This window comes from Hymenobacter algoricola (assembly GCF_039539525.1).
Classification (GTDB): domain Bacteria; phylum Bacteroidota; class Bacteroidia; order Cytophagales; family Hymenobacteraceae; genus Hymenobacter; species Hymenobacter algoricola.
Map to the genome: position 1 here is coordinate 89,540 of NZ_BAABDH010000111.1, position 17,458 is coordinate 106,997.

The 17,458-nt window shown below is 61.7% G+C and carries 17 protein-coding genes and 1 pseudogene; 8 read left to right on the forward strand and 10 right to left on the reverse strand.

The window, feature by feature from the left end:
* Nucleotides 1–92: 92 nt before the first annotated feature.
* From ABD842_RS19365 to ABD842_RS19375, 3 genes are all read right to left on the reverse strand, one after another.
* Entirely contained in the window at nt 93–572 is a 480-nt protein-coding gene (locus ABD842_RS19365; RefSeq protein ID WP_345117508.1) for a MarR family winged helix-turn-helix transcriptional regulator, read from the reverse strand.
* 147 nt (nt 573–719) lie between these two features.
* Nucleotides 720–1,490, reverse strand: a complete 771-nt coding sequence (locus tag ABD842_RS19370; protein WP_345117510.1) for a carboxypeptidase-like regulatory domain-containing protein — start codon at nt 1,488–1,490, stop codon at nt 720–722.
* A 131-nt stretch (nt 1,491–1,621) separates the two neighbouring features.
* Nucleotides 1,622–3,400, reverse strand: coding sequence for an AMP-dependent synthetase/ligase (locus tag ABD842_RS19375; RefSeq protein ID WP_345117512.1), 1,779 nt, complete (start codon nt 3,398–3,400; stop codon nt 1,622–1,624).
* Nucleotides 3,401–3,634: 234 nt separating this feature from the next.
* On the opposite strand from ABD842_RS19375, the gene ABD842_RS19380 reads away from it, so the two are divergent.
* From ABD842_RS19380 to murQ, 3 genes are all read left to right on the forward strand, one after another.
* Complete coding sequence (locus ABD842_RS19380) at nt 3,635–4,786, forward strand: formimidoylglutamase (protein ID WP_345117514.1); 1,152 nt, start codon at nt 3,635–3,637, stop codon at nt 4,784–4,786.
* Nucleotides 4,787–4,953: 167 nt separating this feature from the next.
* Entirely contained in the window at nt 4,954–5,217 is a 264-nt protein-coding gene (locus ABD842_RS19385) for a cytochrome b5 domain-containing protein (protein ID WP_345117516.1), read from the forward strand.
* 60 nt (nt 5,218–5,277) lie between these two features.
* Nucleotides 5,278–6,078, forward strand: coding sequence for an N-acetylmuramic acid 6-phosphate etherase (gene murQ, locus ABD842_RS19390; protein WP_345117518.1), 801 nt, complete (start codon nt 5,278–5,280; stop codon nt 6,076–6,078).
* A 21-nt stretch (nt 6,079–6,099) separates the two neighbouring features.
* Here murQ and ABD842_RS19395 read toward each other — a convergent pair whose 3' ends face one another.
* Nucleotides 6,100–6,570, reverse strand: a complete 471-nt coding sequence (locus ABD842_RS19395; RefSeq protein WP_345117520.1) for a S24 family peptidase — start codon at nt 6,568–6,570, stop codon at nt 6,100–6,102.
* A 143-nt stretch (nt 6,571–6,713) separates the two neighbouring features.
* Between ABD842_RS19395 and ABD842_RS19400 the strand changes: the two genes are divergently transcribed.
* Together ABD842_RS19400 and ABD842_RS19405 are read left to right on the forward strand one after the other, a co-directional pair.
* Nucleotides 6,714–6,869, forward strand: coding sequence for a hypothetical protein (locus ABD842_RS19400; protein WP_345117522.1), 156 nt, complete (start codon nt 6,714–6,716; stop codon nt 6,867–6,869).
* Between the two features lie 290 nt (nt 6,870–7,159).
* Nucleotides 7,160–7,372, forward strand: a complete 213-nt coding sequence (locus tag ABD842_RS19405) for a hypothetical protein (RefSeq protein ID WP_345117524.1) — start codon at nt 7,160–7,162, stop codon at nt 7,370–7,372.
* A gap of 73 nt (nt 7,373–7,445) precedes the next feature.
* On the opposite strand, the gene ABD842_RS21245 is transcribed toward ABD842_RS19405, so the two are convergent.
* Together ABD842_RS21245 and ABD842_RS19415 are read right to left on the reverse strand one after the other, a co-directional pair.
* Entirely contained in the window at nt 7,446–7,724 is a 279-nt protein-coding gene (locus ABD842_RS21245; RefSeq protein ID WP_425553210.1) for a T9SS type A sorting domain-containing protein, read from the reverse strand.
* Nucleotides 7,707–10,175, reverse strand: a pseudogene (locus ABD842_RS19415) (choice-of-anchor I family protein); the annotation flags it as partial. The gene ABD842_RS21245 and the pseudogene ABD842_RS19415, both read right to left, overlap by 18 nt.
* A gap of 316 nt (nt 10,176–10,491) precedes the next feature.
* Between ABD842_RS19415 and ABD842_RS19420 the strand changes: the two are divergent.
* Complete coding sequence (locus ABD842_RS19420; protein WP_345117531.1) at nt 10,492–11,058, forward strand: hypothetical protein; 567 nt, start codon at nt 10,492–10,494, stop codon at nt 11,056–11,058.
* A 114-nt stretch (nt 11,059–11,172) separates the two neighbouring features.
* Here ABD842_RS19420 and ABD842_RS19425 read toward each other — a convergent pair whose 3' ends face one another.
* The 3 genes from ABD842_RS19425 to era all read right to left on the reverse strand — a co-directional run bounded on the left by ABD842_RS19425 (nt 11,173) and on the right by era (nt 13,983).
* On the reverse strand, nt 11,173–11,430 hold the full coding sequence (locus tag ABD842_RS19425) for a hypothetical protein (protein WP_345117533.1): 258 nt from the start codon (nt 11,428–11,430) through the stop codon (nt 11,173–11,175).
* Nucleotides 11,431–11,599: 169 nt separating this feature from the next.
* Nucleotides 11,600–12,922, reverse strand: a complete 1,323-nt coding sequence (gene der / locus ABD842_RS19430; RefSeq protein ID WP_345117535.1) for a ribosome biogenesis GTPase Der — start codon at nt 12,920–12,922, stop codon at nt 11,600–11,602.
* A gap of 161 nt (nt 12,923–13,083) precedes the next feature.
* The gene (gene era, locus ABD842_RS19435; RefSeq protein WP_345117537.1) at nt 13,084–13,983 is read right to left on the reverse strand and encodes a GTPase Era; all 900 of its coding nucleotides are present in this window, start codon (nt 13,981–13,983) and stop codon (nt 13,084–13,086) included.
* 235 nt (nt 13,984–14,218) lie between these two features.
* Between era and ABD842_RS19440 the strand changes: the two genes are divergently transcribed.
* Complete coding sequence (locus tag ABD842_RS19440; RefSeq protein ID WP_345117539.1) at nt 14,219–15,262, forward strand: NAD-dependent epimerase/dehydratase family protein; 1,044 nt, start codon at nt 14,219–14,221, stop codon at nt 15,260–15,262.
* Here the strand turns inward: ABD842_RS19440 and ABD842_RS19445 are convergent.
* Entirely contained in the window at nt 15,210–16,220 is a 1,011-nt protein-coding gene (locus ABD842_RS19445) for an AraC family transcriptional regulator (protein ID WP_345117541.1), read from the reverse strand. The genes ABD842_RS19440 and ABD842_RS19445 overlap by 53 nt on opposite strands.
* A 95-nt stretch (nt 16,221–16,315) precedes the next feature.
* Here ABD842_RS19445 and hemH point away from each other — a divergent pair, with 95 nt between their 5' ends.
* Complete coding sequence (hemH, locus tag ABD842_RS19450) at nt 16,316–17,359, forward strand: ferrochelatase (RefSeq protein WP_345117543.1); 1,044 nt, start codon at nt 16,316–16,318, stop codon at nt 17,357–17,359.
* Nucleotides 17,360–17,458: the final 99 nt, after the last annotated feature.

Below are 17,458 nucleotides of genomic sequence, written 5' to 3' on the forward strand. Positions count from 1 at the left end.
AGATCAAACTACTCGTCATGCCGAGCTTATAGAATCACGAAGGCGCCTTAAAATTCTAAGGCTCAAAAGCAACTACTCCGGACCCGCCGCGGCTAGACCGCGGAAGATTCGGAGCGCAGGGGTTTCAGCTTGAAGTCGTCGTAGAGGGTTTTACCCTCAATCATGCCCGTGATCTGGCTGACGACTTTGAAAAACACGGTCAGCTCGCTCTGCGGGATTTTGTCGCGCACCTTCAGGTTGAAGTGGCGTACCGTCTGCCGGGAAATTTCCTTGCCCCGCAGGCCTTCCTCGGTCAGAAAGATGCGGACCGAGCGTTTGTCCTGAGTGTCGGCCTGCTTGTAGATCAGGCCCTTTTCCTCCATGCTGCGCAGGATGCGGGTCAACGAGCGGGTTTCGAGACCCAGCAGGGGCGCAATCTTGGTAGCCGGAGTTCCGTTTTCCTGATCTATATTCAGCAGCACAAAGCCGATGCTGGTGGTGATGTCGTGCTTGGCGGCCTGGGTGTTGTACATGCGCGAAATGGCATGCCAGGCTACTTTGATGTTATAATCGACGGTTTCTTCGGGGGTCATGGCAGCAATAGAAGTCCGGTAAACATACAAATAATATGTTATGCTTGCATACTAGTTCGCCGGAAAAAAGTTTGGGCCAGCCCCGGATTTTACGAATCCGGGAGCTGGCCCAAAGTCCAGTCAGCCAGGAGCAGAACCTACGCGGTGCTACAGCACCACGCTGGCCACGTTGGAAGGCGTCGGGCTGAGCGACGTAAACACAAACCGGCCGGTGGTCGGGTCGGTGTAGCTCGCCAGGTTGGCCGCGCTGCCGTAGGCTACCACGTATACAGTAGTGCCAACCGGGAAGCCCGCATTGGTAAAGCTGGTTTTTGAAAACGAAGTATTCGTCGTCCCGGGGCCATTCAAAACGAATGTCGTTAGCAGCGTGCCATTGGCGGAGGTTACGTTCGGCGAGGTGCTGGCAAAGAACGAAACCCGATAGGTACTGTTCGCCGGATTGGGGTTGTTGAGGGTAAACGTAGCGGGCACAAACGTGGTGGAGGCAGTACCAAAGCTCAGGTTGGAGACCAAGCTACCGGAAACCTGGGTTACGAGCGTGGTGCCCAGGAACGTAGGCTGGTCGCCGCCGACGTGGGCTACGGCAAAGCGGCGGGCGGTAGCGTAGCCCGCGCGGGTGTAGGTCAGGTTGTAGGTACCGTTGCGCATGTTCAGAAACTCGAAGCGGCCGTTGGCATCGGAGGTTGCCGTTTGGGAAGTGGCACCCTCCAGGGTTACGGTGACGCCGTTTTTGGCTACTGAGGAGCCGTTTTCGTCAACCGGGTTCACAAAGCCGTAGATAGTGCCGGTCAGGTTCTGGCCCGAAGGACCCGTTGGGCCGGTAGACCCGTTTGCGCCGGCGGCACCAGCCGGACCCGGGTCACCGTCTTTGCCGGCGCAGCTGGCCAGCAGCGACAAAGCGCAGATTGAGGCAAACAAAAGATTGGTAACCTTCCGCGTACTAAGGAATTAGGCAGAGTGAAAAAAACTGCCAAAAATAAGTATTGTCAGACAATAAAAAAGGTGCTCCCCGGGAGGTAAGCACCTTTTTTTAACACCTCTTGCCACCTCTACCGCCGGTCATCCTGGCTGTAGAGGCCGTCGATAATTTCCTTGTTGTTCTCGGTGATGATCTTGCGCTTCACCTTCATGGTAGGCGTCATTTCGCCGGTTTCGACGGTCCAGAGGCTGGGCAGCAGCGCAATCTTCTTCACCTGCTCCCACTGGGCGAAGCTCTGGTTGTACTTCTTCACCAGGTCCTCGTACATGTCCACCACCTTTTCCTTTTTGATCAGCTCCTCGTTCGAGCAGTTGCAGTCGACGCCGTTGCGCTTGCACCAGCCTTTGAGGTCCTCGAAGGCGGGAATCACCAGGGCGGAGGGGAATTTCTGGTCGGCCCCGACGACCATGGCCTGCTCAACCAGCGGCGACTCTTTGAGCTTGCCCTCAATGACCTGCGGGGCAATGTACTTGCCGCCGGAAGTTTTGAACATCTCCTTTTTGCGGTCCGTAATCTTCAGGAACTTGCCTTCTACCAGCTCCCCGATGTCGCCGGTGTGGAACCAGCCGTCGGCGTCGAATTCCTTGGCCGTCAGCTCGGGCTGGTTGTAGTAGCCCACCATCACCGACTCCGACTTGGTCAGAATCTCGCCGTCGGCGGCAATCTTGACCTGGGTGTTGTCGATAACCGGGCCCACGGTGCCAATCATGTTGTTTTCGGGCTCGAAGCCCCCCACGGCAATAACGGGCGAGGTTTCGGTGAGGCCGTAGCCTTCCATCACCCGGATGCCGGCGGCCCAGAACACCCGCGCCAGCCGGGGCTGCAGGGCGCCGCCCCCGCTCACGATGCAGCGCAGGTTGCCGCCCAGCGCTTCCCGCCACTTGTTGAAGATGAGCTTGTTGGCCAGCGCCAGCTGGGTGTTGTAGAGGAAGCCGTGGTTTTTCTGGTTGTCGTACTTCAGCCCCAGGTCCAGGGCCCAGAAGAACAGGCCTTTTTTCGCGCCTTCCAGCGCATGGCCCTTGGCGACGATCTTATCGTAGACTTTCTCCAGCAGGCGCGGCACGGTGGTGAAGATTTCGGGCTTCACCTCGCGCAGGTTGTCGGCAATGACTTCCATGCTCTCGGCGTAGTAGATGCTGACCCCGTTGAACATGTAGAGGTAGGTCACCATGCGCTCGAAGATGTGGCAGAGCGGCAGGAAACTCAGGGCCTTATCATTGGCCGTGACGGGCACGAAGCGCTGGGAGTTGCGGCAGTTGCTCAGGATGTTGTTGTGGCTGAGCATCACGCCTTTGGGGTTGCCGGTGGTGCCGCTGGTGTAGATGATGGTGAACAGGTCGCTGGGCTCGACGGCCGCCTTCAGGGGCTCCAGGGTTTTGGCGTCGCCTTTTTTGCCCATTTCGAGCAGCTCGCCGAAGTGGCGGGCGCCGTCGACCTTATCGAAGGTAAAAACGTCTTTGACCTCGGGCATGTCGGCCGTAGCCTCCTTCACTTTGGCGTAGAGCTTCTCGTCGGACACGAACACGGCCTTCACGCCGGCATCCTTGAAGATGTACTTGTAGTCTTCGACCGTGATGCTGGGATACATCGGTACGCTGGTGGCCCCAATCTGGGCAATGCCGAAGTCGGCAAACATCCATTCGGGCCGGTTCATGGCAATGATGGCGACCTTATCACCTTTGCCGATACCTAGCGCAATCAGGCCCAGGCTTACCTGGTTAGCCGTTTCCTGGGCTTGCTGGGTGCTGGTTTTCTGCCAGGTGTCCTCAATTTTAGCTGCGAAGCAGTCGGCCTTGGGCGTAGTGGCCAGTTGGTGGGTCAGGATATCAAATGAACGGCGGACTTCCATGGAGAATCAGAGACAAAAGGGTGGGAAAAGCACCCCGCCAGGCGGAAAGAAGCCGGGCGGAAGGCTTGGTTGGCAGATCAGGCGGAGCAAACCCGAAGGGAAAGGCTGCTTAAATAAATGGATTTTTTGCCGTAAACCCTATTTACGGAGCAGCTTGCCTGCTCTGCTAGCGGCGGAAAACGCGCAGGGTGGCAGCTTTTGCGTAGTTTTGTTGGCCTGCCCTTTCCGCGCCCGATGAATCTGGCCATCTTCTTTGATCCGCTCCCCGAGGAGCTTACCGCCCCTGCGGCGGCTTCCACTACGCTGGCGAATTACGCCACGCGCTTCCAGGACACGACGTTTCCGGACTGGCGCGCTGCCGATCTGGCCCTTATCGGGCTGGACGAATGGCGGGGCAGCGCCGCGGGCGCCCCGGCCCAGCACGGTGCCGATGAGGTACGCCGCCATTTTTACCAGCTGCAGAAAGGCTCGGGCTCTATCCGGCTGGTTGATCTGGGTAATCTGCGGCCGGGCCTGACGCTGGAGGACACCTACCTGCGCCTGCGCGAAATCATCAGCACGCTGCTGGAGCATAATACCGTGCCGATTCTGCTCGGCGGCAGCCACGACCTCGACTACGGACAGTTCTTGGCCTACGAAAATCTGGACCGGGCCGTGAGCTTTGCCACCGTGGACTCGCACGTAGACATGGCCGAGCACGACGCGGCGGCGCCCGAGGCCTCCCACCTGCGGCGCATCCTGATGCACGAGCCGAACTTCATCTTCAATTTCGCCCAGCTGGCCCACCAGCAGTACCTGGTGGCGCCCGATGTGCTGGCCGCGCTGGAAAAGCTGCATTTTGAGACCCTGCGCCTGGGCCAGGTGCGCGACGATATCCGCCAGGCCGAGCCCCTGCTGCGCCAGGCCGACTTCGTGAGCTTCGACGTGGCGGCGCTGCGCTGGAACGACGCGCCCGGCTACTACCCGGCCAACCCGTTCGGCCTTACCAACGAGGAAGCGGCCAAGCTGGCCTGGTACGCCGGCCACAACGACCAGCTCAGCTCCTTCGGCCTCTACGGCTACCGCCCCGACTACGACGTGCACGGCCTGGCCTCCAGCACGCTGGCCACCATGCTGTGGTACTTCGTGGAGGGCTACTACCACCGCCGCGGAGAAACCGACTTCCAGAGCCGCCGCTTTATCCGCTACGCCGTGGGGCTGCCCGGCTCGCCGGCCAAGCTGGTGTTTTACAAGGCCCGCCGCACCGAGAAATGGTGGCTGGAAGTGGAGAGCCTGGCCGACAGCGACATCAAGCGCATCGTGCCCTGCAGCTACGAGGACTACTTTAAAGCCGCCCAGGGCGACCTGCCCAACCGCTGGATCCTGACGCAGGCCCTGTTGGGTTGAGTTGCCAGTTGCCAGTTGCCAGTTGCCAGTTGCCAGTTCGGAAAGGAGCAATAATAAATAAGCTGACAATCGGCCCCGCCCAGCTGACAAATCACAATTCGTAACCCGCAGCCGAATAACCCTAGGAACTGATAGAATGAACTGGCACCACGCAACTGACAACTGTAATGACCCTGGCAACTGATACCCTCCCCGAATACACCCGCGCCCAGCTGGCGCTGCGCAACGGGCAGGACCGGGACGAAATCTGGGTGGGCTACCAAGGCCTGATTTACGACGTGACCAGGTCGCGGCTGTGGCAGCGGGGCAACCACTACGAACACTGGGCCGGGCAGGACCTGACCCGGGAGCTCCACCAGGACGCGCCGCACACGGAGCACGTATTCGACAAGTTCCACGCCGTGGGCCGCCTGAAAAACCCCGCTTCCTAAATGCAGTATACGTCAGGGTGAGCCCCAGAATCCCCTAGCTCCTTATTTTCCTATCCCACCGTGAGCAGCACCGAAAGTCCCTCCCACTTCAACCACCTCGAAACCTTCTCCACGCGCGAATTGCTGGCGGGCATCAACAGCGTGGATCAGACCGTGCCGCAGGTGGTGGCCGGGGCGCTGCCGCAAATTGAGGCGCTGGTGGATGCCACCGTGGAGCGGCTGCAGCGCGGCGGCCGGCTGTTCTACATCGGGGCCGGCACCAGCGGGCGGCTCGGGATTCTGGACGCCTCGGAGTGCCCCCCCACGTTTGGCGTGCCGGCGGGCCTGGTAGTCGGCATCATTGCCGGCGGCGACTCGGCCATTCGCAAAGCGGTGGAAAATGCCGAAGACGACCCCCAGCAGGCCTGGCGCGACCTGGCTGCTTTCAAAATCACGGCCGACGATATGCTGGTGGGCATTGCGGCTTCCGGCCGGACGCCCTACGTGGTGGGCGGCATGGCCCTGGCCCGCCGTCACGGCATTGCCACCGGCTGCATCGTCTGCAACCCCGACTCGGCCGTGGCCGCCGTGGCCGACTATCCGGTGGAAGTGGTGACGGGTCCGGAGTTTGTGACGGGCAGCACCCGCCTCAAGGCCGGCACTGCCCAGAAGCTGGTGCTCAACATGCTCACTACGGCCACCATGATCCGGCTGGGCAAGGTGAAGGGCAACAAGATGGTGGACATGCAGCTCTCCAACCTCAAGCTGGTGGACCGCGGCGAGAAGATGATTATGGATGAGCTGGGCGTGGTGCAGGCCGAGGCCGCCGCCCTGCTCAGGCAGCACGGCTCGGTGCGGGCCGCCATCGAGGCGCACAGTTAAGCAACCCCGGTTGCTGCAGCCTTAGCCCAGGCGCGCCAGCAGCTCTTCGACCTGCCGCGCCAGCCGCGTCACCCGTTCCTCCACCGTGGACGGCGGCCGCAGGTGAGTGGTGAAAACGGCCTTTACCTCCCAGATTTCCAGCGCCTGCTCCAGGGCAAACTCCTCGGTTCCGTAGTCGGGGTTGTCGGCGCGCAGCTTGAGCACGTTGTCGGGCCGGCGCTCCGAGAGGCGGCGCACCATCAGCCGGCTCTGGGTGACGAAGGCGTAGATGCGGTGCACCCGCAGATTCGGCTGGGCCAGATCCATGCGGCGGCACAGCACCACGTCCTGGTGGCGCAGGCCCTGCTGCTGGTGCTGCATTTCCGCGCCCACTATTTCGAAGGCGCGCGTGCCGGGGCCGAGCTGGTGCGGAAACGTGAGGGGCGGCAGCGTATTCAGAAAAGCGGCGCTGTGGTGCTGCACAATGTACTCAAGCAGCCGGTCGGCGGGCACGAAGGGCGTGGCCGCGCCCGGCTCAGCATCCGGGGGCGTTGCGGGCAGCGCCGAAGTCAGGGCCGGCGGGCCACAGCGCTGTTTCAGCAGTCGGCAGCCACACTCCAGGACCAGCCTGCCGCCTAGCTTCAGCTGATCCGGCAGTGGCTGCAGTCCTCTACCTGCGCCAGACACCGGCGGCGGCGGCGGCGCTGGCCGGATTCAGCGACGAGTGCGCGGTTCTGCTGCAAATGCTGGACAAGCTGGAAAATATTGCCGGTGGCCTGAGCGGAATTCGCGAGGTGCTGGAGCGGGAATAGGTACGGGCCACGCCTTATTCGTTGCTCGCCTGCCCGGACCCGGGCCAAAATTTCCGATATTGCGCCTTCTTTTGCTCACAAGGCCGCGTGGCCGCCCTAGGGGCAAAAGAGGAATGCCTATTTCTGCCAACGTAGCAACAAGTCCCAGGACGCTGCCGTTGAGCAAATGACGCGAATACGCGGCGGCCTTCGAGGCTGTCCTGCTCAGTTTGGCGGCCGAAAGGCGTGCTACTCAGCGGTTCGCGTCAACACAAACGAATCCTTTTGGTCACTTATCGTGTTAACCAAGCATGTCAACATCTGTTAAACGCACCCGCACCCGCAAAGTCAGTGAAACTGCCGCTGCTCCCGTCTCGCACGCCGAACAACTCGTCGCGCTTTATTCCCGGGAGGAAGGCAAAACGGTCATGTACCGCCACGATGCCTGGGGCCACCTGGAAACCCGGTTCGTACGCACCCAAAACGTGAAAATCTGGCAGGAAAAGGGCTTTTTAGTTCGCTAAATCTCCCCGTAGCCCACAGCAAAAAACCTCGGCCCGCTGGTCGAGGTTTTTTGCTGTGGGCTACAAGCTAAGCTTACTGCACGACCAGCTTCGCGCTGACGCCATCGTTGGTGCGGAGCACGTACACACCCGGCGCCAGACCCGCGCTTTCCAGGTGGGCGGCCTGCCGTAGGGTGCGCACCGGCCGCCCGGTCATGTCGTGCAGCGTGCCCGACACCGGCCGGCTCAGGTACACGCGGCCGTGCTGGGTTGGGTTCGGATAGAGCCGCAGCGGCGCGGCGCGCGGCGCCTGGGCTGTAGCCGTCACCGTGCCGCGGGTCTGGACGTTATAGACGGATACGGTGCTGCTCACCTCATTTGCCAGCAGCAGCAGCGGCTGGTTGGTGGGGCTGTTGGCAGCCGAAACGAACAAGATGCCTTCCGGGCCCTGGTCACCGGTGCCGCTGGTCAGGCTGCGGTTGTTCACGTACTGCACCAGCTGGGGCTGAGTGGGGTCATTGACGTTGAACACGGCTACTCCCCCGATGCGCTCCAACGATACGAAGGCATACACCGTGTCGCGGATCAGGCCCGTGGTTATGCCTTCGGGCTAGGGCCCTTTATCGTCGGAGCGGTTTTTCCGGCTGGGCGTGCCGGTGGTATTGCTGGCGTTGAAAATAGCTCCAAACGCTGCATCGGTGCTGGTAATGCGCTCCAGCAGGTCGCCGCTGTCGTGCACCAGCGCGCCGGTGCCCGCGTTGAAGATGCTGAAGGAGCGGCCCCCAAAAGCATAGATTTCATCGAAGTCGCCATCGTTGTCCGTGTCGCCGAGGCGGTTGGTGACGTTGAGGCGGCCCAGCACCTGGTTGTTTTTCAGCAGGGCGGCATTGGGAAAAGCCGTTGCATCGAGCAGATAAGCGGCGTCGCCTACCCGGGTAGCTTCCGTCAGAGCCGAGTACTCGCGGGCATCCCCCTCGTTGGCGGTGAGCAGATAGCGCTGCCCGCCCACTTCAAAAGTCGCAATGGCATCGGGCTGCCGCATGCCCTTGATGGGCCAGTTCGCCAGCAGCACCTCCGGGGTCTGGTCGGAAGCATCAAGCGTGACCCCGGCCTGGCTGTGGTTCTGGTAGCCTATCGGCCGCAGGCTGGTAAACTGCTTGGTCGTCAGGTCGAGGGTGGCCAGCGCGTTGTTTTCCTGCAGCGTGATGTAGGCCAGCTGCGAGTTGCCGGACACGGCCAGATACTCCGGCTCCAGATCCTGGGCGACCGTGCTCGGTACGGCCGTAGTGCCGCCATACAGGCGGATGCCGGCCGTACGCAGGGCGGCCGCCTGGCTGTTGTAGCCCGTGAAGCCCACGGTCGTTACGCTGGCCTGGGTCACGCCCGCTACGTCCCCCGCGAAGTCGATAATCGAAACCGAGCCTTCCGGGTCTGCGGAATAGTCGGATTTGGGCTCCCCTTCGTTAGCCGTAAGAATATACTGGCCGTTGGGCGAGAAAGTAATCATGTCGGGCAGGGCGCCCACGACTACCTGCTTGAGGAAAGCACCGTTCTGATCGAAGAATACCACGGAGCCGTTCTGCTGCGGATCGGTGTTTTCCATGGCGCACACCACTATGCCGTTGCGTACGGCCACCGAGTTGATGCCGCCGTAGGGCAGAATGTTGATGGAGGCGAAAGGCGTCAGGGTCCCGGAGCTGGCCAGCGTCAGAATATCGAGCTTGCCCCCGATAGAGTTAGCTACGTACAGGCGCTGGGTGGTCGGGTCATGCGCCACGATTTCGGCCGAGTTGGCCCCGGCCACGCCGTTCTGATAGGAGCCCAGGCGGTTGAGTGTCAGGCTGCGCGTCTGGGCCGGCGCCGGGCTGTCGTTGTCTCTGATGTACACCAGCACCTCGGCAGCGCCGGCGGCCAGCGTGGCGTTGGTCGGGTTCTGCAGCTTCAGGGTGAAGTATTCGGCGCCTTCCGCCATGGCATCATCCGTCAGCGGAATGGTCAGGATCTGGGGGGCGGTGGCGCCAGCCGGGAAGGTCAGCGTCTGGGTAGCCGCGTAGGTGAAGTCGAAGCCGGCCGTGGCCGTGCCCAGCCCCGGCACCAGAGCTACCTGCACCGTGCTGGCCGTTGGGCCGGGGTTGGCGATGGCAACGGGAATGCTGACCGAGCCGGCACTTTCATTCACTACGGCCGTCGCGGCGGCCAGGCGCAGTTCCGGCACTACGGTAGCGCGGCTCAGCGTCACCTCATCCCAGGCGGCCCAGTCATCATTGCCGTTTTGGCGGGCGGCCAGCCGCAGGCGCACCGCGGTGGCAGCGGGCGGAATAGCGACGTTTACCGTCTGGTAGGCCCGGTTGTCTTTGGTGAGCTGAGCGTAGGTTTTCGGGGCCGGCCACGCCGTTCCGTTATCGAAGACGACCACGTAAGCCAGTGAGTCGGATCCGTCGAAGGCATTGCTGAAATACTGAAAAGACACCGTCGTGGCGGCCGCAGGACCGCTTTGCAGGGCAATGGGCGCAAAATCCAGAAAGTGCCACACCGAAACATCGGCCGTGGCCGGGCCTTCCAGGTCGCGCATACCCCAAAGCGCGGCCCCGGCCGCCGGCAGCGCCGCCACCCCGGCCGAGCCGGTGGTGCCCACCGTCGCCAGGGCCGCCCACTGGTCGGTGCTGACCGGAATATTGTAGGTAGCCGGAGTGGCCGTGAAAGCCCAGGTATCGGCCGCAGTGCTTTCGAAGCCCTGACGTACGCTCTGCGCCACAGCCGGCGCGGCACAGGTGGCCAGCAAAGCCAGCACGGTAGAAGTGGCAGAAAGTACGAGTTGACGCATCCAGCTGAGCAGTTGGTGAAAAGATGCGCCAAAGCTACCGGGACACTGTTAGGGCAAGTTTATGAGGTGGTTATCGAATCGTGAAGTGCCGGTTCGACCGGCAACCCAGCCCGGGCCACGGAAGCCTCATCCGCGGGGCCGCTACGGCCGATGCCGACTGCGCCCCGCAGCCGGGATCAAGCCCTATCCAAATGTAGCCGCAGTGGAAATAGCCCCCTTGCCTCAGCCACGGCCACTAGAATCCGCGTATCATCCGGAGCTTTTCCTGCCGCCCGTTGTTGCTAGTTTATCCGTTTACCCTCATCCGCGTCCCGCCGTGCACACCATTGAGCCGCACTACAACTGGATTGACCAGTACTCCGCTTCCGAAGACCCCCGCTCTCCCCTCTTCGAAGCCGAAAACAGCCTTGAAACCTTCACCAATACCATCTACGGCTATTATATCCATCCCCAGTGGGACAGCCTCGAATCGGACACGCTGTTCCTCAAAATCCTGTTCGTGGACTACGACGAGGGCATCGGCATCATTGAGCTGATCGGGGAGTGGAACGACGCCATTGAAAACGATGTGATGCAGCTCAAGCGCAACATCATCGACCTGATGGTGCACGAGGGCATCCGCAAGTTCATCCTCGTCGGCGAAAACGTGTTCAACTTCCACGGCTCCGACGATTCCTACTACGAGGAGTGGTTTGAAGACGTGGAGGACGGCTGGATTGCCGGCGTCAACTTCGCCGAGCACGTCATCCGCGAAATGCGCCAGTACAACGTGGACAGCTACATCAACTTTGGCGGCCAGCTCGACGAGCTTCCCTGGCGCACCTACGAGCCCCGCAGGCTGTTCAAGGTAGTTGACAAGCTCATCAGCCACCGCCTGGGCTAGGCTCCGTACCAGCGCGGCCGAACGGCACTGCGGCCACGCTCCTGCCGCGCGCCCAAAAAAAAGAGGCTCCCCGGATTGGGGAGCCTCTTTTTTTGCCTTTGCAGGCTAGGTCAACTACTTGGTAGCGCCTTCAGCTGGGGCTGGGGTAGCCTGGCTTGGGTTGTTTACGTCGGCAGCATCTTCCATTTTGTCGGCAGTAGCATCAGCCGAGTCACGTACGGCGTCAGCCTGGTCTTCCATTGCGTCAGCTTTGGCTTCGCCGGAAGCTTCTACGTTCTCAGCAGCATTTTCCTGAGCGTTTTCGGTCTTGCTGTCGCAAGAAGTGAAGGTGAACGAAGCAGCAGCCAGAGCGAGGAACAGAACTTTTTTCATGATAAGGGTTTGTTGGGGAGAATGAAAAATCAATTGGGAGTGAATCCGGCGACTTTCCCGACGGGGCCGCGGCCAGATTCGGGGTTTTATACCACCTGCTCCAGAAGGTAACCCGACAGCCCCGAAAAAAAATTTCGCTACCGCCGGACCAGCCGACAGGCCGCTTTGGCTACTTCTTGCGGAAGATGACGCCAATCGGGACGCCTTCGAAGCCAAAGTTTTCGCGCAGGCGGTTTTCCAGGTAGCGCACGTAGGAGTCGCGCACGTACTGGGGCAGGTTGCAGAAGAAGGCAAACACCGGGTTGTGCGTCGGCAGCTGCGTCACGTACTTAATGCGTACCATCTTGCCCTTCACCGACGGCGGCTGGTGCTCCTCGATGGCTCGCAGCATGATTTCGTTGAGCTGGGACGTCGGGATTTTCTTGGTCTTGTTCTCGTACACCTGAATGGCCGTCTCAATGGCCTTGTGCACGCGCTGCTTGGTGAGCACCGAGGTGAAGATGATGGGCGGATAGGCAATGGGCGCAATCTTCTCCAGAATCTGGTCCTCGATTTTCTTGGTCGTATTGGTTTCCTTGTCCTCGATGAGGTCCCACTTGTTCACCAGAATCACGATGCCCTTGCGGTTTTTGTCGGCCAGGGCAATGATGTTCACGTCCTGGGCCTCAATGCCGCGGGTGGCGTCGAGCATCACGATGCAGACGTCGGACTCTTCCATGGCCCGGATCGAGCGGAGCACGGAGTAGAACTCGATGTCTTCCTTCACCTTGGTCTTCCGACGCAGACCAGCCGTGTCGATCAGGATGAACTCGTTGCCGAAGGCGTTGTAGCGCGTCTTGATGGCGTCGCGGGTGGTGCCGGCAATTTCGGTCACGATGGTGCGCTCCTCGCCCAGCAGCAGGTTGACCAGGCTCGACTTGCCCACGTTGGGGCGGCCCACCACGGCAATCTTGGGCAGGCCTTCGTCCTGCACCTCTTCCCACGGGTCTTCGAAGTGCGACACGACGGCATCGAGCAAATCACCGGTGCCGGAGCCGCTCTGGGAGGAAATGGTGAAGATGTCGCCGTCGCCGACGCCCAGGGCGTAGAACTCGCCGGCCGCGTGGGCGCGGGCGTTGGTGTCGGCCTTGTTGGCCACGATGTAAATCGGCTTTTTGCCCTGGTAGCGGCGCAGCACGTTGGCAAACTCCTCGTCGAGGCCGTGCATGCCGGCGTCCACGTCGACCATGAACAAGACCACATCGGCCTCGTCGATGGCGAGCTTTACCTGGCGGCGGATGCTTTCCTCAAACACGTCGTCGGAGCCGTGCACGTAGCCGCCGGTGTCGATGACGGTGAAGTGCTTGCCGATCCAGTCGCCGTAGCCGTAGTGCCGGTCGCGGGTGACGCCGCTCTGGTTGTCCATGATGGCCTTGCGCTGGCCAACCAAGCGGTTAAAAAGGGTGGATTTGCCCACGTTCGGGCGCCCCACAATGGCAATGGTATTCTTCATATTGTCGACTCCAGCCGCCAGCCCGACCAAGTTTGGCAGTGCCCGGAGTAGTTAAGTGAATGTGAGGTCGGAATTTCAGGAGCTTAGGATCCTGGGGACCCAGGGTCTTGGATGACGTTCTGCTATCCAAGACCCCAAGACCCCAGGATCCTAAGACCCCGTTACTGTTTGTACCCGAAGCGGTTCAGGGCTTTGGGGTCGGTGCGCCAGTTTTCGTTGACCTTGACGTAGGTTTCGAGGAAGACCTGCTTGTTGAAGAATTTCTCCATCTCCTCCCGGGCCCAGATGCCGACTTTCTTCAGCGCGGCACCCTTCTGGCCAATGATGATGCCCTTCTGGCTGGCCCGCTCCACGTAGATGATGGCCCGGACGTGGATGATGGCCTCTTCCTCCTTGAACTCCTCGATTTCGACCTCGCAGCTGTAGGGAACTTCCTTTTTGTACAGCTTGAAGATCTTCTCCCGGATCATCTCGGCGGCGAAGAAGCGCTCCGGCTTATCGGTCATCTCGTCCTTGGGGTAGTAGGCCGGATGCTCGGGCAGGTAGCCCAGAATCAGATCCAGCAGCTCGCCGGTGCCAAACTTTTCGAGCGCCGAAATAGGCAGCACGCGGGTGGCGTTGGGCAACTGCTCGCGCCAGTAGTCCACCTTGGCTTCCACCTCGGCCTGGTCGGCCTGGTCGATTTTGTTGACCAGCAGCAGAATCGGCGTGTCCACCATCTTGCGCAGGCGCTCGACAACCGGCTCCTCGTCGTGCTTTTCGTAGATGTCCGTCACAAACAGCACCACGTCGGCATCTTCCAAAGACGAGTACACGAACGACATCATAGCGTTGTGCAGCTCATACTTGGGCTGAATGATGCCGGGCGTATCGGAGTACACCAGCTGGAAATCCTCGCCGTTGAGGATGCCCAGAATGCGGTGCCGCGTGGTCTGGGCCTTGCTGGTCACGATGCTGAGCCGCTCGCCCATCAGGGCATTCATCAGCGTCGACTTGCCCACGTTGGGCTTGCCAATGATGCTCACAAAGCCAGCACGGTGCGGTTTAGGGTCGGAGGTCACGATAGAGGAGGGTTTGCTAATCAGGGCGCAAAGGTACGGCTTTATGCCCGGTTGGGCAGCATGTGCTGATAAATAGGTGATTACAAGCCAGGTCGTTGGGCTGCTCACCCCGCAACCGGCCCGGACCCAGGGAAAAGATTTTCGCTTTTGGTCAAGCCGGCCTGCGGGTTTGGTCAGCAATCCGCGGCCGGGGCGCCCCGACCTTTGGGGAGTACTTCACCCCAGGTCTAACCCGATGACAACGAACTCACTTCCCCGCATTCTCGTCCTTGGCGGCACGGGCAGCATCGGCCAGGCCGTGGCCCAGAACCTGCTCGCCAAAGGCTACCGCGTGACGCTGCTGGCCCGCACGCCGGCCAAGGCGCAGGCGTTGTTTGCGTCCAGCGCCAACCTCACCATCGAGCCCGGCGACGCCGAAGATCTGCCGCGGCTGCTGGCGGTGAGCCGCGGGCACGACGTCATCTTTCACGGCATCAACTACCCCTATCACCAGTGGGAAGGCACGCAGGAGCGCATGACGCAGAACGTCATTGCGGCCGCCAGCCAGGAGCGGGCGCTGATTATCTTTCCCGGCAACATCTACAACTTCGGCCTGACCACCCCGATCCGGGAAGATTCTGCCCCGGCGCCCATCACAAAGAAAGGAGCCATCCGGGTGCGGCAGGAGCAGCTGCTGGCCGAAGCCGCCCGCGCCGGCCGCTGCCGGGTGCCCAACGTGCGCCTGCCCGACTTCTGGGGCCCGACGGTCGTCAACGACGGCACCATTCCCATCTTCGAAGGGGCACTGACCGGCAAGGCCCTGCCCTGGATTGCGACGGTCGACCTTCCGCACCAGTTCGTGTACACCCCCGACGCGGCCGAAATCATCAGCCGCCTGCTGGCCGCGGGGCAGCCGGAAGCGTACGAAGTGGTGAACTACGGAGGGCAGACGGTGCCGTCGGTGCGGGCCTTCTTTACGCGCATCAGCCAGATTGCCGGGCATCCCACGGTGCGCGTGCGCGTGCTGCCGCGCTGGCTGTTCGCGGTGCTGGCCCCGTTTCTGCCGATGATGAAAGCCATGCACGAAATGCTCTACCTCTACGACCACAGCATTCTGCTCGACGACACCGGCCTGCGCCGCCGTTTCCCCGCCTGGCGCGAAACGCCCCTCGATACCGCCATTGCCACCACGCTGCAGTGGTTTGCCCGGCACCGGCTAAACCAGAATTTCGTGCCCGCCGTGCCGGTTACGCCACCTGCTTTCGAAACCCACCCGGCGTCTGTCCCGTCCATTTTTTGAAGGAGCGCGCGAATACGCTCGGCTCCGAATAGCCCAGCAGAAACGCAATGTCGGTGGTGCTCAGGTGCAGCTCGCGCAGATGCCGCTGGGCCAGCTCACAGCGCACTTCGTCGAGCAGCTGCCGGTAGGTCAGACCGGCTTCTTTCAGATGCAGCTGCAAGGTGCGCACCCCCAGATTCAGCCGGTCGGCGACGGTACTGAGGGCGGGGTCGGCCCCCTTCAGCAGCCGCACGATTTCGCGCTTGACCAGGCCGGGCAAATCCGGCTGCTGCAGCTGCGCTACCAACTGCTCGGCGTGCTGCTCCACCACGGCAAACAGCACCGGGTTGGCATTCAGCACGGGCAGCGCCAATACGGAGGCCTCGAAAACCAGGGCGGTATCGGCCGCCCCAAATACCACCGGAGCCGGACCAAATATTCTTTCGTGCTCCCGCACGTCGGCCGGGGGGGGGTAGGCAAAGCGCACGACCCGGGGCTGCAGGGGCAGGCCGCTGAGCAGGCGCAGGGCCGCCAGATACGCCGACAGTTCCGCGTTCAGGGCATATGCCGGCCAGGTAATATCGGGGCTGATCAGCTCCACCACCAGCTCAACCTGCGTGGCATGACGGCGCAGGCTGGTGCGCGTGCCGTCGCACACGATATCCTGATAGCGGCAGAGCTGCTCCAGGGCTTTTTCGATTGTCGGGCTGTGCATCATCACGTACGCCAGCACCCCGTAGGCGACCGGGCTGACTTTTTCGCCCAGGTGCAGATCCAGGTGAGGGTCGCCGCTGGCGGCCACGGCCAGGGGCCAGAGCCGGTGCAGATCAGCCAGGGGCAGCCGGTCGTCGGGAGTTTGCAGGCGCCGGGGGTCGAGGCCAATGGATCGGCACAAGGCGGCCTGGTCCGCGCCTTTCTGCGCGGCGGCCCAGAGCAGCAGGTTAACCGAACCCATTGACACGGTATTGACGGAGGCCATCGGACGCGCAGCTAGAAGTGGAGACGCAAAATACCCGGTTTGCTGCAAACACTAGGGCCTTACCTTTGTATTCTACGGTCGACTCTTCCTTTTCTATGCCCGCTCCCGCTTCCGCCCAACGCCGCATCGGCGTATTGCTCGTCAACCTCGGCACGCCCGACTCGCCCCAGACGCCCGACGTCCGCCGCTACCTGAACGAATTTCTCACCGATGCCCGCGTAGTCGATATGCCGGCCGCCATCCGCTACCCGTTGTTCCGGGGGCTGGTGGTACCGCTGCGGGCCCCCAAGTCGGCCAAGATCTACCAGGAGCTCTGGACGGACCGCGGCTCGCCCCTGCTCTTTCATGGTCTTGACCTGCAAAAGAAAGTGCAGGAGCAGCTGGGGCCGAACTACGTGGTGGCCTTTGGCATGCGCTACCAGAACCCGAGCGTCGAAAAGGCGCTGGCGGAGCTGCGCGACGCGGCCGTAGAGCGCATCATCGTGCTGCCGCTGTTTCCGCAGTACGCCTCGGCCAGCACCGGCTCGGTACAACAAAAGGTGATGGAGCTGGTGAGCAAGTGGTGGGTAGTCCCCGGCATCAGCTTTATCAGCACCTTCGCCGATAACCCCGGCTTCATCGGCACCATCGTCACGCTGGGTAAGGAGGAAATGGCCAGGCATTCGTACGACCATATCGTATTCAGCTACCACGGCATTCCGGAGCGGCACGTGCTCAAAGGCAGCCACAACGACCATTGTAAGCTGGGCAGCTGCTGCGCCAGCTACAACAAGAACAACCGCTACTGCTACCGCGCCCAGTGCTTCGAAACCTCGCGCCTGGTCGCCGCGGGCCTGGGCCTGAAGTCTGACCAGTACACCGTGGCCTTCCAGAGCCGCCTGCAAAGCCGCCTGCGCGACCCGTGGCTGCAGCCCTACACCGACGAAGTGCTCAAGGAAATGCCGGCTAAGGGCCTCAAAAATGTGCTGGCCTTCAGTCCTGCTTTCGTGGCCGACTGCCTGGAAACGACCATCGAAGTCGGCTCCGAGTTTAAGGAGCTGTTCGAGGAATCCGGCGGCAGCCACTGGCAGCTGGTACCCTCGCTGAACTCGCACCCGCAGTGGGTAGAGGCCGTGGTGGACATGGTCAAAGCAAACTAGGGCGTGTTCTCAATTTAGCCAGAGGGTGATGGCGCGTAGTTGGATAAACGCGGCGTAGGAATCGGCGAGCTTATCGTAGCGCGTGGCCACGCGTCGGAA

Bases quoted from the DNA above. Each gene is read 5' to 3' on its own strand.
- ABD842_RS19365 (WP_345117508.1), bottom strand. From the start codon at position 572: ATGACCCCCGAAGAAACCGTCGATTATAACATCAAAGTAGCCTGGCAT.
- ABD842_RS19375 (WP_345117512.1), bottom strand. From the start codon at position 3,400: ATGGAAGTCCGCCGTTCATTTGATATCCTGACCCACCAACTGGCCACT.
- ABD842_RS19380 (WP_345117514.1), top strand. From the start codon at position 3,635: ATGAATCTGGCCATCTTCTTTGATCCGCTCCCCGAGGAGCTTACCGCC.
- ABD842_RS19385 (WP_345117516.1), top strand. From the start codon at position 4,954: ATGACCCTGGCAACTGATACCCTCCCCGAATACACCCGCGCCCAGCTG.
- ABD842_RS19405 (WP_345117524.1), top strand. From the start codon at position 7,160: ATGTCAACATCTGTTAAACGCACCCGCACCCGCAAAGTCAGTGAAACT.
- ABD842_RS19425 (WP_345117533.1), bottom strand. From the start codon at position 11,430: ATGAAAAAAGTTCTGTTCCTCGCTCTGGCTGCTGCTTCGTTCACCTTC.
- der (WP_345117535.1), bottom strand. From the start codon at position 12,922: ATGAAGAATACCATTGCCATTGTGGGGCGCCCGAACGTGGGCAAATCC.
- ABD842_RS19440 (WP_345117539.1), top strand. From the start codon at position 14,219: ATGACAACGAACTCACTTCCCCGCATTCTCGTCCTTGGCGGCACGGGC.
- ABD842_RS19445 (WP_345117541.1), bottom strand. From the start codon at position 16,220: ATGGCCTCCGTCAATACCGTGTCAATGGGTTCGGTTAACCTGCTGCTC.
- hemH (WP_345117543.1), top strand. From the start codon at position 16,316: ATGCCCGCTCCCGCTTCCGCCCAACGCCGCATCGGCGTATTGCTCGTC.